The organism is Candidatus Allofontibacter sp. (genome assembly GCF_040404065.1).
Classification (GTDB): domain Bacteria; phylum Pseudomonadota; class Alphaproteobacteria; order Pelagibacterales; family Pelagibacteraceae; genus Fontibacterium.
Genome location: NZ_JBBAJM010000001.1, coordinates 653,369 through 669,362, shown reverse-complemented (window position 1 = coordinate 669,362; position 15,994 = coordinate 653,369). Strand labels below are relative to the sequence as shown.

The window sequence follows — 15,994 nt, the reverse complement described above, 5'->3', positions numbered from 1 at the left end:
AACTACAGTCTAACTAAATTAATATTTACTAAAGGTTTTTTTCCAGATTTTTCACTTATTAATTTTCTGCAATTACCTTTTAAAGTCTCGATTATATTTTTTTCTTGCTTAGAATTATTTAAATTAAATGTTTTGCACGTATCCATAACGATATCTTCTAAATCATACTCAATTTCGGCAGCATCTTCCTCAAAGAAAGGAATTCCTTTTAAAGTAATGATAGGATTATTTTTAATCTGACCGTTCTTAATTAAAATTGTAATTTCCATATAACCATTAGATGCGATGCCTCTTCTTTCTTTTAAAACTTGAGAGTCGTTAGCAATTAGAACTTTTCCATCTAAATAAATTCTGCCCCACGTAACTTTATCAACCACCTGCGGTTCACCAGGTGCAAGCCTAATAATTTCTCCATTGCTAATTTTAACTGGATATTTAACGCCCATCTCTTTTGCAAAATTAATATGCTCTGCCATATGTCTTTGTTCACCGTGAACTGGGATTGCGATCTTTGGTTTAACCCATCCGTACATTTTTTTTAAATCTTCACGTGCTGGATGACCAGAGACATGGATCATAGAATTTTCTTCAGATAACACTTGAATTTCACTTTTTGAAAAATCATTGAAAATTTTAAATAATCTTTTTTCATTTCCTGGAATAATACGAGATGAAAAAATAACATTATCATTCTTTTCAAGATGAACATCTGGGTGAGTCCCATTTGCTATTCTTGATAGCGCAGCTCTTTGTTCTCCTTGTGAACCTGTGCAAAGATAAATGATTTTATTTTTTGGTATTTTTTTTGAATCCCTGACGTCAATTGGGGTTTCAATATCTTGCAAATAGTTACATTGTCTTGCAAGTTGGTAAATTCTACCCATAGATCTTCCAACTAAACAAACTTTTCTACCTATCTTTTCAGCAACCTTAAAAACGGTTTCCATGCGGGCAACATTGGATGCAAAAGAAGTGATGACTATTCTATTCTTCATATTCTCTAAAACAGTTAAAAGGCCTGTTCTAACTAAGCTTTCTGAACCAGAAGACCCTAAATTAAAAATATTAGTAGAGTCGCACACCATGGCAAGAACGCCTTTTTTGCCCAGCTCAGTTAATTTTTTAACATCCGTTTTTTCACCAATTAAAGGATTGTCATCAATCTTCCAGTCAGCAGTATGAAGAACTATTCCCTCCGGAGTAGTGATTGCAAGTCCACAAGGTTCTAAAATAGAATGAGTAAGAGTGACATAATCAATGTCGAAAATTCCAAGCTTTACATTGCCACCTAATTTAACAATTTTTAAATGACTGCCGATATTAATTTTTTTTTCTTTAAACTTTTCTTTTACAATTGCAGCAGTAAATGGAGTTGCGTAAATAGGACACTCCAACATCGGCCAAAGATGCGCAATTGCACCTACATGATCTTCATGGGCGTGGGTCAAAACAATTCCTAATAAATTTTCTTTTTGATTAGCGATAAATTCTGGATTTGGCAATATAACTTCGATACCTGGAATATTATCGTCTGAAAACGTAACTCCAATATCAACAATAATCCATTTATAATCGCCTGGTTTTCCATAACCAAACAAATTTAAATTCATCCCTATTTCACCTGCTCCACCAAGAGAGCAATAAACTAATTCTTGTCCGCCTTTAGCCATTAAAAATTTTTCAGATTAAAATTTAAAGTTTCAGCTATTCCTTTTAAAGTAATTTGCTGATCGATTACTTTGTCTCTAAATGGAAATGAGTTAAAAAAAATATTTGCAAGTCCGCCCGTAAAAATAACTAAATATTTTTTATTTGTTTCTTTTATAATTTTTTGCACAAGTTCTTTAATTAAACCAATATAACCCCAGTACATACCATTATTCATTGCGCTAACAGTGTCTTTTCCTATGTATTTGTTAGTTTTTTTTAATTTAATTAACGGAAGTTTAGCTGTTGCCTGTTTTAGAACCTTTAATGACAAATTGATTCCAGGTGTAATCATTCCGCCAATATAACTGTCTTTTACGACAACATCGAAGGTAGTGGCAGTTCCAAAATCGATAACAATTGAATTTTTTTTATAAATTTTAAATGCTGCAATAGAGTTTACAATTCTATCTGAACCGACTTGCATTGGTTTTTTTAATTTAATCTTAATAGGAAGATGAATATTTCGATCTTTAATTTCAGATAAGAAAACATTTTTTTTCTTTAATGCTCTTTTTAGTTGATAAAATGCTAACGGAACAACGCTTGAACATAATGCGCCTTTATAATAATTTTTTTTAACTCTTCTATTAATAAGTCCAAGACGATTATTTAAAACGTCTACTGTATCAATAGTAAATTTATTAGAATATTTTTTCGTTAGCTTATTAAAAGTGATAAAATCAATATTAGTATTGCCAATGTCTATGATTAAATAATTCAAACTAAACTACCCTGCGTAAAATAAACCTTGCGGTTATTGTGCTCTAAAACTAAAGCACCGTTGTTATTAATACCTCTATAAATACCCTTATAAATCTTATTATTTATTTTAAAATTTATAAACTTATTTTTCCTAAAAGCATGTTTATTCCACTCATTTACAATCTTTTTAAATGAATATTTTTTATCAATAATATTAGAATCAAAAGCTTTCTTAAGTTTTTCTATCAAATCTTTTAAATCGATCCTCTTTTTAGCTTCTTTATTTAAATGAGTGGTTGGGTATTTTTTAATTTTTGGGGATGATTTTATATTGATACCAATTCCAATAATTAAAAAAAATTTATTAAAAATAATACTTTCCTGCAAAATTCCGCAAATTTTTTTATCATTAACATAAATATCATTAGGCCATTTAAGAGAAATATTTTTAACACCGTAATTCCTTAAAATTTTTCTAATTTGCAATTGAATAAGAAACTGAATTTTTTTTAGATTAGATCTTAAAATTGGATAAAAAATACTAAAATACAAATTACCTTTAGGTGAGTTCCAATTATTTCCGTATCTACCTCTGCCCTTTGTTTGCTCGTCCGCAGTAACAATTCCTTTTAAAATTTTATGTTCAGTAATTAATAACCTTGCAAAATTATTAGTACTGTCTATTTTTTCAAAATTAAAAATAGGCAAACTCATTTATCTTATATTTTTACTAAGACTTTCAGCGATTATATTAAGTGAAGATGGATCGATAAAATAAAACAATATAAAAATAGTTGATACTAAAATAGAAAATCGTAATCCAAAATTTGGGGTTTTGTCATAACTTTCTTTAGCTTCATCAAAGTAAATAACTTTAATAATTCTTAAATAATAAAATGCTGCAATCACTGCTGATAATAATCCTATGACTGCGAGGTAATAAATTTTATGCTGAATAATGGCTAAGAAGATATAAAATTTTGCAAAAAAACCTGCAAGCGGAGGAATTCCAGCAAGTGAAAAGGTTAATATTGTAAGGCATATAGAAATTACTGGATGATGCTTAGAAAGCCCTGATAGGTCAGAAATGTTTTCAAAATAAACTCCATTTCTGTTTAGGGACATGATGCATGCAAACACACCAATATTCATAAACACGTAGATTACGATATAAACTAATACGGCACTTAAAGACTCTGGAGTTGCGATAGATAAACCTGCAAGAATAAATCCAACGTGACCAATAGAGCTATAGGCCATAAGTCGTTTTAAATTACTCTGTCCAATCGCTGCAACTGCCCCTAAGAACATTGAAGCTATAGAAAGAACAATAATAATTGCTCTCCACTCTTCAATAAAATTTCCGTAAGGAACGCTTAAAAATTTAATCAATGCTGCAATAGCTGCAACTTTTGGAGCCATAGCAAAGAAGGTTGTAACTGACGTTGGTGAACCTTCATAAACATCAGGTGCCCACATGTGAAATGGTACCGCTGATATTTTAAATGCAATTCCACAAAGAATAAAAACTAAGCCAAATTTTAAAGCGCCACTATGTGCGCTAGCAACTTTAGCAATTACTGAGTAATCAACGGAGCCTGTAAATCCGTAAATTAATGAGCATCCATATAATAAGAGACCTGAAGATAATGAGCCTAAAACAAAGTATTTAAGACCAGCTTCAGAGGATTTAAGTGACTTAGTATTAATAGCTGCAAGCACATAAAGACATAAAGACTGAAGCTCTAATCCTAAATAAAAAACAATTAGATTATTAGCACTAATCATCACAAACATTCCTAGTGTCGATAATAATAAAATAATTGGGTACTCAAATTTTGCAATATTTGATCTTTCTAAATAAGAATTTGAAACTAAAATTGTGAACAATACCGAAATCAAAACTAATATTTTCATAAAGTTTGATAAAGGATCAACAGTATAGCTGTTGCCAAATAAAACAGCTGAGTCTGAATAACTATTATAAATCAATGCAATTATAATAATTAATAATCCAACAACTAAATAATTAATTATTTTATTAAAAGTATTTCTAAATACGCCAACAATTAATAGAGAAAACGAGCTTAATATCAAAAAAAGTTCTGGAATAATACTTTTCATTTTATATTCCCAATATTCTTAACAATTAAATCTACTGAAGATGAAATCGGCTCTAATATTAAATTTGGATAAACGCCAAATAAAATTGTTAAAACTGCTAACATAAATAAAATAATAATTTCTGTTTTATCTAAATCTAATAAAGCTTCGCCATGATTATTAACTTTAAACTCACCAAATACAACTCGTTTACATAGCCATAGTGAATAAGCTGCTGATAAAATAACACCAGTTGCTGCTGCAATAGATGCAATATAATTTACTTTGAAAGTTCCAATTAAAGTTAAAAACTCTCCAACAAATCCACTTGTTCCTGGTAATCCTACGTTTGCAAGTGATGAGAATACAAATACTAAAGCAAATTTTGGCATAATATTTGCAACGCCTGAATAATCTTGGATTAATCTGCTGTGTACACGATCATACAAAACACCCACACATAAAAATAAAGATGAAGAAATTAATCCATGGCTAATCATTTGAAATATTGCGCCATCTATTCCTTGCTTAGTAAATGAAAATATTCCGATAGTTACATATCCCATATGCGCTACAGATGAATAAGCGATTAACTTTTTCATATCTTTTTGCATAAGCGCAACTAGAGAAGCATAAATAATTGCAATAACGCTCAACACAAATACAAAGTTTGCAAAGTAATGTGATGCAATTGGAAATAGTCCTAAAGAAAATCTAATGAATCCATAACCAGAAATTTTAAGTAAGATCGCAGCTAGTATTACAGATCCTGGCGTTGGTGCTTCAACGTGAGCATCAGGTAACCATGTATGAAAAGGCCACATAGGAAGTTTAACCGCTAAAGAAATAAAAAAACCAAACCACATCCAATATTGCAAATTATCAGGAATTTTAGATTCCATTAATTTAACAACATCTAAAGTGTTCATATTCCAGTAGATGGCAATAATTGCTATCAACATGAAAATTGAGCCTAAAAAGGTATATAAAAAGAACTTTAACGCTGAATAAACTCGTCTTTCTCCGCCCCAAATTCCTATAATTAAAAACATTGGAATTAATCCACCTTCAAAGAATAAGAAGAATAAAAACAAATCTAATGCGCAAAAAACTCCGATCATAAAAGTTTGCATGATTAGAATTGCTATTAAAAATTCTTTAATTCTTTTCTTTAAGCTGTTGATGGCTGCGAATATACAGAGCGGTGAAATAAAAGTTGTAAGTATTACTAAGAATATCGAAATTCCATCGATTCCCATTTTGTAAGAAACAAAGTTTTTAATCCATTTTGACTCTTCAACAAATTGAAAACCTAGATTTTTTAAATCAAATTTAATCCATAACAACAAAGAAACGAAAAAATTAATAATAGAAAAAATAATTGCAATATTTTTAGAAAAACGCGAAGTAGTGTCTTCTGTGCCTCTTTTAAGAAGAATTAAAACAACTCCAATTAAAGGAAAGAAAGTTAAGAAAGATAAAATTGGAAAGTTCATATTAGATAAAAATTAAAAAAGTTATAATTAAAGAAAGTCCTACAAGAATTACTGTTGCATAATGATATAAGTAACCAGACTGAACTTTGCTTGCTTGTTCAGATATTTTTTTTACAATTTTTGCAACACCATCTGGACCATAACCGTCGATAGTATTCACATCTCCTTTTTGCCAAAGGAATGTTCCAATATTTTTAAAAGTTCTTACAAAAACTAAATCATATAATTCATCAAAGTACCATTTCTTAACTAAGAATGTATGAATTGGTTTGTTAGTCGATACAAAGCTCTCAACGATTTCTTTTCTCTTTAAAAATAAAATAAATGAAAGTGGAATTGATGAAATAACTAATGTCGGAACTAAAATAATTAACCACATTGGTGGATGTCCGTGTTCAACGTGATTTAAGAAAAATATAGCTTTACCCCAGAATTCAGTTTTTTCCCCAATAAATATTTCATGGAATACATAACCTGAAAATATTGCTCCTACTGCAAGCAATAATAAAGGAATTAACATAACAGGTCCTGACTCATGAACTTTATCAAAACTCATGCTGTTATTATATTTACCGTGAAAAGTTTTAAAAATTAATCTCCAAGAATAAACTGAAGTAATAAAAGCGGTCACAATTCCAATTACAAATGCGTACCCTGAGAATAAACTCTTAGAGAAATAAGCAGATTCTATAATTGCATCTTTTGAATAAAATCCTGCTAGCAATGGGAATCCTGTTAATGCAAGTGTGCCGATTAACATCAAAACATAAGTCAGTGGAATTTTTTTCCAAACTCCGCCCATTTTTTCAATGTTCTGTTCATCGTGGAATGCATGAATAACTGAACCTGCTCCTAAGAATAAAAGAGCTTTAAAGAAAGCGTGCGTAAATAAGTGAAATATAGCAACGTTGTAAGCGCCCATTCCAGCAGCAAAAAACATGTAACCTAACTGACTACACGTTGAATAAGCGATAATTCTTTTGATATCTGTTTGAACGATTGCAATCGATGCTGCAAAGATTGCTGTTGTTGCGCCAACGAATGCAACTAAGTTCAAAGCGTATTGTGAGTATTCAAACAAAGGTGAACATCTAGCAACTAAAAACACTCCGGCTGTTACCATGGTTGCAGCATGGATTAATGCCGATACAGGTGTTGGTCCTTCCATGGCATCTGGAAGCCAAGTATGTAAGATAATTTGCGCTGATTTTCCCATCGCTCCAATAAATAAGAATACACAAATAGTTGTAATTAAATTGTAATCACCTCCAAAAATATACACACTGTTTTTTGACTGAGTTGCAGCTTGTGAAAAGACTTCACTAAAAGTTAAAGTTCCAAAAGTTTTAAAAATTAAAAACATTGCAATCAACAGACCAAGATCACCCACTCTGTTAACGATAAACGCTTTCATCGAAGCATTGTTTGCAGATTCTTTTTTAAACCAGAAACCAATTAATAAATAAGAAGCAAGTCCAACACCTTCCCAACCAAAGAATAATTGTAAAAAATTATCTGCAGTAATTAATGACAACATCGCAAATGTGAAAAGAGAAAGGTAAGACATAAATCTTGGTTTATGAGGATCGTGACTCATATAACCAATCGAATATATATGAACTAAAGCTGAAACAGAATTTACAACAACTAACATAACAGCAGTTAATGAATCTACATAAATTGACCAATGAAGTTTTAAAGATCCAGAACTAATCCAATCAAATAGAGGAAGTTGGTAAACTTTTCCCGTCTTAATAGTTTCAATTAAAATAAGAGATGAAAAAATTGCACCTAATACAACAAACGCAGATGTTATAATCTGACATGCAATTTCGCCAATTTTTTTATAAAAAAAAGCTGAGATAAACGATCCAAGCAAAGGTAGAAATAATATTGAATAAATCATTTAACCTTTCATCGAGTTAATATCTTCAACTTGAATAGATCCTCTATTTCTGAAGAACACTACAAGTATGGCAAGACCGATTGCAGCTTCTGCAGCAGCAACCGTTAATATAAAGAGTGTAAAGATTTGCCCTGTTATATTTTGCAAATAAACTGAGAAGGCAACCATGTTAATGTTTACTGATAATAAGATTAACTCAATAGACATTAGAATAACGATCACGTTTTTACGGTTAACGAAAATTCCAAACACCCCTAATGTAAAAATGATTGCAGATAAGAATAAGTAATGAGCTAAAGTAATCTCAATCATCAATCTTTAATCCTTTATTACTTTCAACATCTACAAGATAAATTGAATCCTCGCGTTCACGAGAGGACTGTTTTAAAATATCTTGTCTTCTAAGGTTATCTCTACGTCTAAAAGTAAGTAAAATAGCTCCTATCATTGCGATTAATAAGATCACACCAGAAAGCTGAAATGGTAAAAAATAATCTGTGTAAAGTAGTTTTCCAATTTGCTGTGTGTTTGTATCCTTTGAATCGTATACAATTTTTGAAGTATTAATGAACTCAGGTCTGTACTGCCAACTACCAATAATAATTATTAATTCAAAAAATATTACTGCTGCAATAAAAAATCCAAATGGTATGTATTGAAGAAAACCTTGTTTAACTTTAGTAAAGTTCCCCTCTAACATCATCACCACGAATAAAAATAACACCGCAACAGCTCCAACATAAACAATCAGTAAGATCATTCCGACAAATTCAGCGCCTATCATTATAAATAAACAAGAAACGTTTACAAATGCTAAAATTAAAAAGAAAACTGAATGCACTGTATTTTTTGAAGAGATAACCATAATGCTTGAAAGAATAGTAATCGCTGACAATACGTAAAAAATTAATGCGTGCGCTATCATCTAAATGATTTGTCTACTCTAATATTATGAGCTAATTCTTTTTCCCACTTGTCGCCGTTTTCTAAAAGTTTTTCTTTATTGTAGTAAAGTTCTTCTCTGGTCTCTGTAGCAAATTCAAAATTAGGTCCTTGAACAATCGCATCAACAGGACAAGACTCTTGACATAATCCACAATAAATACATTTTAACATATCAATGTCATATCGTGTTGTTCTTCTTGACCCATCTTCTCTAGGTTCAGCTTCAATTGTGATAGCTTGCGCAGGACAAACTGCTTCGCATAATTTACAAGCGATACATCTTTCTTCTCCGTCCGGATACCTTCTTAAAGCATGTTCTCCTCTAAATCTTGGACTGATCGGACCTTTTTCAAATGGATAATTGATAGTTGCTCTTTTTTTAAACATGTAAATAAAAGCAAGATAAAGTGCTTTTACAAACTCAGATAAAAAAATTATTTTTAATATTCTAGAAAATTTTATTTTCATTGTGGTAATAAGTTAAAAAAATATAAAAACGAAGCCGTTAAAACTACCCAGAATAATGAGAATGGTAAGAATACTTTCCAACCTAATCGCATTAACTGATCATAACGATATCGAGGCACAATAGCTTTCACTAAAGCAAACAAGATAAATAAAAATAATATTTTAAAAACAAGCCAAAGAGGCGCTGGCACTACATTAAACGGATAAGCATCAATGGGTGACAACCATCCACCTAAAAATAAAACTGAACCTAAACCACATAATAATAAAATATTCGCATACTCGCCTAACCAGAATAATGCGTACATCATTCCTGAATATTCAGTTTGGTAACCTGCAACAAGTTCTGCTTCTGCTTCTGGCAAATCAAATGGAGGTCTATTTGTTTCAGCTAATGCAGAGATAAAAAAGATAACAAACATTGGAAATAATGGGATTGCGTACCAAATATTCTTCTGCGCAAGCACGATATCAACAAGGTTTAGTGAACCCGCACACAGCAATACATTTATTATAATAAAGCCAATTGAAACCTCATATGAAACCATCTGCGCTGCAGATCTTAAGGCTCCTAAGAATGGATACTTAGAGTTAGACGCCCAACCTGCCATAATAATTCCGTAAACTCCAAGAGAAGACACCGCAAAGATGTAAAGAATTCCAACATTAATATTTGCAAGTACTAAAGTTTCGCTAAATGGAATAACTGCCCAAGCAATTAACGCTAAAGACATAGTTACGATTGGAGCGATTATAAAGATAACTTTGTTTGCGTGCGTTGGAATAATTACTTCTTTAAAAATATATTTAAGCGCATCGGCTCCTGTCTGAAGTAAACCAAAAGGACCAACCACGTTTGGTCCTTTTCGAAGTTGAACAGCCCCCCAAACTCGTCTGTCTACCCAAACAATCATTGCTACAGCAATTAGAACTGGGACAAGTAATGCTACGATCTTTAAAAGATCATAAAGAACTATATTTAAATAATCTAAAAACATTAATTATCTGTTCCTGTTTTTTGTAATATAATTTTTGCATCCTTACATTCATGCATCGTTTTTGAAGATGCAGCAATTATGTTTGAGAAGTAAAAATCAAAATCATTAATTTTAAGATCTCCTTTATCTTGAGATACATTTTTAAAAGCTAGTGTGTCAGCTGAAGATTTTGGTAATTGATCCAGTTCTTTAAATACTGGATAGTCTTTAAATAATTGCTCTCTTAAAATTGAATGAGTATTAATATCGATTGTTTTTTTAAATACATCTGACATCGCTCTTAAAATTTTCCAGTCTTCTTTACCTTCTCCTGGAGGGAAACTTGCTTTTTTGGCATCCTGCACTCTTCCTTCAGTGTTAACATAGAAACCATTTTTTTCCGTGTAAGCTGCACCTGGCAATACTACATTTGCTATAGTGCTGTTTAATCCACCATGAGATCCCTGATAGATTATGAAGTTACCTTTAGGATTAATTTTAACTTGGTCAGCACCTAGAAGATAAATTAGTTTTGAATTACTATCGTTTAATTTTTCTAAGAAATTATTTTTAATTAAATTTAGATAAATTGCTCCAACGCTTGAAGCGTTATTATGAAGAATATTTAATCCATTCCACTCTGAATTTAAAAAATTATTATCTTTTAAAATCTTCTTAACTGTTTCTAAAACAAACTCTCCGTTTGCTCCGCTTAATCCAGATTCACCAATAATAAATACTGGTTTTTTTGCAGATTTAAAACTGTTATAAATTTTATGATTTTTTCCTAAAACATCAGAAAGAATAGAAAGAGAAGAACCTACATTCTCATGAGGGTAAGTAAGATCACCTACGTTACCGATAGAATAAACCTTAGTTTTTCTAGCTAAATGTGCTTTTCTAATTCTAGCATTTAAGATTGGAGCTTCTAATCTTGGATTAGATCCAACTAAAACTACTAAATCAGCTTCTTCTAAACGAGCGATAGATGTGTTGAATAAGTAATTAGCTTTGTTTGATGGATCGATAAAATAATTAGACTGTCTAAAATCTATATTGTCAGATGATAAAACATCTTTAAAAAATTTTTTGAACATATACATGCTTTCAACATCAATAAGATCTCCAACTACTCCGAAAGCTTTATCTCCAGAAAAATCTTTTGTTTTTTCAAAAATATATTTAAATGCATTATCCCAACTGCAAGACTGAAGTTTTCCATTAACTTTAATGTAAGGTGTATCAATTCTATTTTTTAATAACCCATCGCAAGCATAACGAGTTTTATCAGAAATCCATTCTTCGTTTATTTCTTCGTTCACTCTTGGTAAAATTCTTTTAACTTCCCAACCTTTTGTATCTACTCGAATATTAGAACCAACAGCATCCATGACATCGATACTTTCAGTTTTAGTTAACTCCCAAGGTCTTGCTTCAAAGGCATAAGGTTTTGAAGTTAAAGCTCCTACTGGACAAAGATCAATTACGTTTGCTGATAATTCTGAATCTAAAGTTTTTTCCAAATAAGTTGTAATCTCCATATTCTCACCACGATTAATCGCGCCAATTTCTGGAACACCTGCAATCTCTTCTGCAAATCGCACACAACGAGTGCAATGAATACATCTTGTCATAACCGTTTTAATTAACGGTCCCATGTATTTTTCTTTTACTGATCTTTTATTTAATTCGTATCTAGATTTATCAACACCATACTTCATTGACTGATCTTGAAGATCACATTCTCCTCCTTGATCGCAAATAGGACAGTCTAATGGGTGATTGATAAGTAAGAATTCCATTACGCCTTGTCTTGCTTTTTTTACCATCTCAGTATTTGTATAAATAACTTGTCCGTCAGCTACTGGCATTGCGCACGATGCAACAGGTTTTGGAGATTTTTCCATCTCTACTAAACACATTCTGCAATTACCAGCGATGGATAATCTTTCGTGATAACAAAATCTTGGAATTTCTTTTCCAGCAACTTCGCAAGCTTGTAATACTGTTGCGCCTGGTTGCACTTCTACTTCAATTCCATCTACTTTAACTTTTACCATCTATATATTTTTATGAGTTAATCTTTCTTCCATCTCTGCTCTAAAGTGTCTTAACAGACCTTGAACTGGCCAAGATGATCCTTCTCCAAATGCACAAATAGTGTGACCTTCGATTTGTTTTGTTACATCCATTAACATGTCTAGTTCCGCAACTTCAGCATCCCCTTTTGCAATTCGCTCTAACATTCTCCACATCCAACCAGATCCTTCTCTGCATGGGGTACATTGACCGCAACTTTCGTGCTTATAAAATCTCGCTATTCTGGCTATGCATTTAACAATATCTTGAGACTTATCGATTACAACAATTCCAGCAGTTCCAAGACCGCTTTTAACTTCAACTAAAGAGTCAAAATCCATTTTTATAGTGTCACAAATTTTTTTGCTTAGTAGTGGCATTGATGATCCGCCTGGGATTACTGCTTGCAAATTATCCCAACCACCGATTACTCCGCCTGCATGTTTTTCAATTAAATCTTTTAAAGAAACACCCATTTCTTCTTCAACATTACATGGATTGTTTACGTTTCCAGAAATACAGAAAATTTTTGTACCTGTGTTTTTGGGTCTGCCAAATCCTGCAAACCATTTTCCACCTCTTCTTAATATCGTTGGTACTACCGCAATGGTTTCAACATTGTTTACAATAGTTGGACATCCATAAAGACCTATTAAAGCTGGGAACGGTGGTTTTAATCTTGGTTGACCTTTGTTACCCTCTAAACTTTCAAGTAACGCCGTTTCTTCTCCGCAAATGTAAGCGCCTGCGCCAAGATGAATATGCATATCAAAATCAAATCCTGTACCGCTAGCATTTTTACCAATCAATCCATTTTTATAAGCCTCATCAATAGCTTCTTGTAATATTTTACTTTCAGCAAAGTATTCACCGCGAATATAAACGTAACAAGTGTTAGCATTGACTGTGTATGAAGCTATTAAACAGCCTTCAATTAATTTTTGCGGTTCAAATCTTAAAATATCTCTGTCTTTACATGTTCCAGGCTCTGACTCGTCAGCATTAATAACTAAGTAATGAGGACGACCTGGTTTTACTTCTTTAGGAGCAAAAGACCATTTCATTCCAGTTGGAAATCCAGCTCCTCCACGTCCACGAAGTTCTGAAAGTTTTACTTCGTTAATGATCCAATCTTTACCTTTTGCAATAATTTCTTTTGTATCCTTCCAGTCACCACGAGTTTTTGCTGACTGAACATCTCTACCGAAATCTCCGTATAAATTTGTAAATATTCTATCTTTGTCTTGTAACATTTAATTTTTTACTAAAGTTAATCGTTTACTTGGTTCAAACCCAACTCGTCCTTTTTGTGAGCCTGGTTTTGGTAATTTATCGTTTTTAATTCCTTGAAAAATTTTAGTAGCCGTCTCTTCAGTTAGATCTTCGTAAAAATCATCATTAATCTGCATCATCGGAGCGCTAACGCATGCACCTAAACACTCAACTTCAATCCAAGATGATTTTTGATCATCGCTTAATTTTCCTTCTTTTTCTGAAATATGCTTTTTGCAAAGATCAACAATCTTTCCTGATCCTCTGATCATACATGGCGATGTAGTACAAACTTGTATAAAGTATTTTCCAACAGGTGCTAAATTGTACATCGTGTAGAAAGTTGCAACTTCATAAACTTTTATGTACGGAACTTCTAAAATCTCACCGATTTTTTTAATTGCAACATTTGGGATCCAGTTATCGTGTTGTCTTTGAGCGAGATCTAAAAGTGGCATTACTGCACTCTTTTTTCGGTCTGGAGGATATTTTTTTAAAATTTCCTGAATTCGTTTTTGATTTACTGCATTGAATTCAAATATAGCAGGCTGATCTTTTGCAACGTGTTTTCCACTCATCGATCAATCTCCCCAAACACAATATCCATTGAACCAAGAACAGCAGGAACGTCTGCTAACATATGACCTTTGACCACATAATCCATTGCCTGCAAGTGGGCAAAGCCAGGTGCTTTAATTTTGCATCGATATGGTTTGTTAGAACCATCTGCAATTAAATAAACTCCAAATTCTCCTTTAGGTGCTTCTACACTAGCATACACTTCACCTTTTGGAACATGGTAACCTTCTGTAAATAATTTAAAGTGATGAATTAAAGCCTCCATTGATTTCTTCATTGCAGCTCTTGAAGGTGGAGATACTTTTCCATCCGTTGTCATTACAGGTCCTTCTGGAAGATTATTTAAAGCATCAATAATAATTTTTGTGCTTTCTCTCATCTCTTCAATTCTACAAAGATATCTATCGTAACAATCTCCGTTTTTTCCAAGAGGTAATTTAAATTTAAATTTATCGTACACTTCATAAGGCTGAGATCGTCTTAGATCCCAAGCGATTCCAGACCCTCTTAACATAACCCCAGAAAAACCAAGGGCAACCGCATCTTGTGGAGTTACAATTCCAATATCAACGTTTCTTTGTTTAAAAATTCTATTGTCAGTTAATAAATTTTCTAAATCATCAATTACTTTTGGAAAGTGTTTACAAAAATCTAAAATATCTTCTTTAAGTCCAACTGGAAAATCTTGGTGCACTCCACCTGGTCTAAAATAGTTTGCATGCAGACGAGATCCAGAAACTCTTTCATAAAACACCATTAATTTTTCTCTCTCTTCAAATCCCCAAAGAGAAGGAGTTAATGCACCAACATCTAATGCTTGCGTTGTAATATTTAAAATGTGACTTAAAATTCTTCCAATCTCGCAGAAGATCACTCGAATGTAACTTGCTCGTATTGGAACTTTAATGTCTAATAATTTTTCAATAGCAAGAGCGAATGCATGCTCTTGGTTCATAGGCGCAACGTAATCTAATCTATCAAAGTAAGGAACGGCTTGAGTATAAGTTTTATTTTCAATTAATTTTTCTGTTCCTCTATGAAGTAGTCCAATATGTGGATCTGCTCTTTCAATAACTTCACCATCGAGCTCAAGAATTAATCTTAAAACTCCGTGTGCCGCAGGATGCTGCGGACCAAAGTTTAGATTCATTGTTTTTGTTTCTTTTGCCATTACCTCTTATCCGTTTCTTTCTTAATATATTTTGTTCCCTCCCAAGGAGATTCAAAATCAAAATCACGATACGCTTGTGGTAATTTTACTGGTTCATAAACAACTCTTTTAACTTCATCGTCATAACGAACCTCTGTATGACCTGATAAAGGAAAGTCTTTTCGAAGAGGGTAGCCTTCGAATTCATAATCAGTAAGAATTCGTCTAAGATCTGGGTGATCTGTAAATTTAATCCCATACATATCGAAAGCTTCTCTTTCAAACCAATTGGCTACTGGAAAAATAGGCACCACACTTGGCAGAGCCTCATCTAATTTTACAGAAACCTTAACTGTAATTCGGTTATTAAATTCATGACTTAACAATAAATAAATAACATCAAATCTGTTTGCACGTTTTGGATAATCCACACCTAAAATATCAATAAGCTGTCTAAATCTTAAATTTTTATTATCTCGTAAATAAATTAATAAACCTGGCAACTCTTTTGTAGAGACCTCTAGAACAGGCTCTGAAAAATTTTCAGTAATATTTAAAGATTTAAATTCATTTTTTATATTCACATCTAGATTTACTTTTTGCATAA

The 15,994-nt window shown here is 32.2% G+C and carries 15 protein-coding genes; all 15 read right to left on the bottom strand.

The genetic code is table 11. The features are described from left to right. Nucleotides 1-2: 2 nt before the first annotated feature. The 15 genes from AC8IG9_RS03525 to AC8IG9_RS03455 are packed head-to-tail and all read right to left on the bottom strand — an operon-like array spanning nt 3 to nt 15,992. Entirely contained in the window at nt 3-1,670 is a 1,668-nt protein-coding gene (locus tag AC8IG9_RS03525) for a ribonuclease J (RefSeq protein WP_507425439.1), read from the bottom strand. Continuing rightward, a complete protein-coding gene (locus AC8IG9_RS03520) occupies nt 1,670-2,431 on the bottom strand; it encodes a type III pantothenate kinase (RefSeq protein ID WP_507425438.1) in 762 nt (253 codons plus the stop codon). Before AC8IG9_RS03520 ends, AC8IG9_RS03525 begins: the two co-directional genes overlap by 1 nt. Continuing rightward, on the bottom strand, nt 2,428-3,126 hold the full coding sequence (locus tag AC8IG9_RS03515) for a biotin--[acetyl-CoA-carboxylase] ligase (RefSeq protein WP_507425437.1): 699 nt from the start codon (nt 3,124-3,126) through the stop codon (nt 2,428-2,430). The genes AC8IG9_RS03520 and AC8IG9_RS03515 overlap by 4 nt, the downstream gene beginning before the upstream one ends. Then, nucleotides 3,127-4,536 carry an NADH-quinone oxidoreductase subunit NuoN gene (gene nuoN / locus AC8IG9_RS03510; protein ID WP_507425436.1) on the bottom strand — a complete coding sequence of 470 codons (1,410 nt, stop codon included), beginning with the start codon at nt 4,534-4,536 and terminating at the stop codon, nt 3,127-3,129. Further along, a complete protein-coding gene (locus AC8IG9_RS03505; protein WP_507425435.1) occupies nt 4,533-6,011 on the bottom strand; it encodes an NADH-quinone oxidoreductase subunit M in 1,479 nt (492 codons plus the stop codon). The genes nuoN and AC8IG9_RS03505 overlap by 4 nt, the downstream gene beginning before the upstream one ends. 1 nt (nt 6,012) lies before the next feature. Beyond that, entirely contained in the window at nt 6,013-7,917 is a 1,905-nt protein-coding gene (gene nuoL / locus AC8IG9_RS03500; RefSeq protein WP_507425434.1) for an NADH-quinone oxidoreductase subunit L, read from the bottom strand. Then, nucleotides 7,918-8,226: an NADH-quinone oxidoreductase subunit NuoK gene (nuoK, locus tag AC8IG9_RS03495; RefSeq protein WP_029206237.1), complete on the bottom strand. Its 309-nt coding sequence runs from the start codon at nt 8,224-8,226 to the stop codon at nt 7,918-7,920. Next, on the bottom strand, nt 8,222-8,842 hold the full coding sequence (locus AC8IG9_RS03490; RefSeq protein ID WP_507425433.1) for an NADH-quinone oxidoreductase subunit J: 621 nt from the start codon (nt 8,840-8,842) through the stop codon (nt 8,222-8,224). The genes nuoK and AC8IG9_RS03490 overlap by 5 nt, the downstream gene beginning before the upstream one ends. After that, nucleotides 8,839-9,324, bottom strand: coding sequence for an NADH-quinone oxidoreductase subunit NuoI (gene nuoI, locus AC8IG9_RS03485; RefSeq protein ID WP_507425901.1), 486 nt, complete (start codon nt 9,322-9,324; stop codon nt 8,839-8,841). The genes AC8IG9_RS03490 and nuoI overlap by 4 nt, the downstream gene beginning before the upstream one ends. Before the next feature lie 2 nt (nt 9,325-9,326). Beyond that, the gene (gene nuoH / locus AC8IG9_RS03480; RefSeq protein WP_507425432.1) at nt 9,327-10,328 is read right to left on the bottom strand and encodes an NADH-quinone oxidoreductase subunit NuoH; all 1,002 of its coding nucleotides are present in this window, start codon (nt 10,326-10,328) and stop codon (nt 9,327-9,329) included. Beyond that, nucleotides 10,328-12,367: an NADH-quinone oxidoreductase subunit NuoG gene (gene nuoG, locus AC8IG9_RS03475; protein ID WP_507425431.1), complete on the bottom strand. Its 2,040-nt coding sequence runs from the start codon at nt 12,365-12,367 to the stop codon at nt 10,328-10,330. The genes nuoH and nuoG overlap by 1 nt, the downstream gene beginning before the upstream one ends. After that, the gene (nuoF, locus tag AC8IG9_RS03470) at nt 12,368-13,639 is read right to left on the bottom strand and encodes an NADH-quinone oxidoreductase subunit NuoF (RefSeq protein ID WP_507425430.1); all 1,272 of its coding nucleotides are present in this window, start codon (nt 13,637-13,639) and stop codon (nt 12,368-12,370) included. It lies immediately after the preceding gene. Then, entirely contained in the window at nt 13,640-14,236 is a 597-nt protein-coding gene (gene nuoE / locus AC8IG9_RS03465) for an NADH-quinone oxidoreductase subunit NuoE (protein ID WP_507425429.1), read from the bottom strand. Continuing rightward, on the bottom strand, nt 14,233-15,408 hold the full coding sequence (locus AC8IG9_RS03460; RefSeq protein WP_507425428.1) for an NADH-quinone oxidoreductase subunit D: 1,176 nt from the start codon (nt 15,406-15,408) through the stop codon (nt 14,233-14,235). The genes nuoE and AC8IG9_RS03460 overlap by 4 nt, the downstream gene beginning before the upstream one ends. Then, entirely contained in the window at nt 15,408-15,992 is a 585-nt protein-coding gene (locus AC8IG9_RS03455) for an NADH-quinone oxidoreductase subunit C (protein WP_507425427.1), read from the bottom strand. The genes AC8IG9_RS03460 and AC8IG9_RS03455 overlap by 1 nt, the downstream gene beginning before the upstream one ends. Nucleotides 15,993-15,994: the final 2 nt, after the last annotated feature.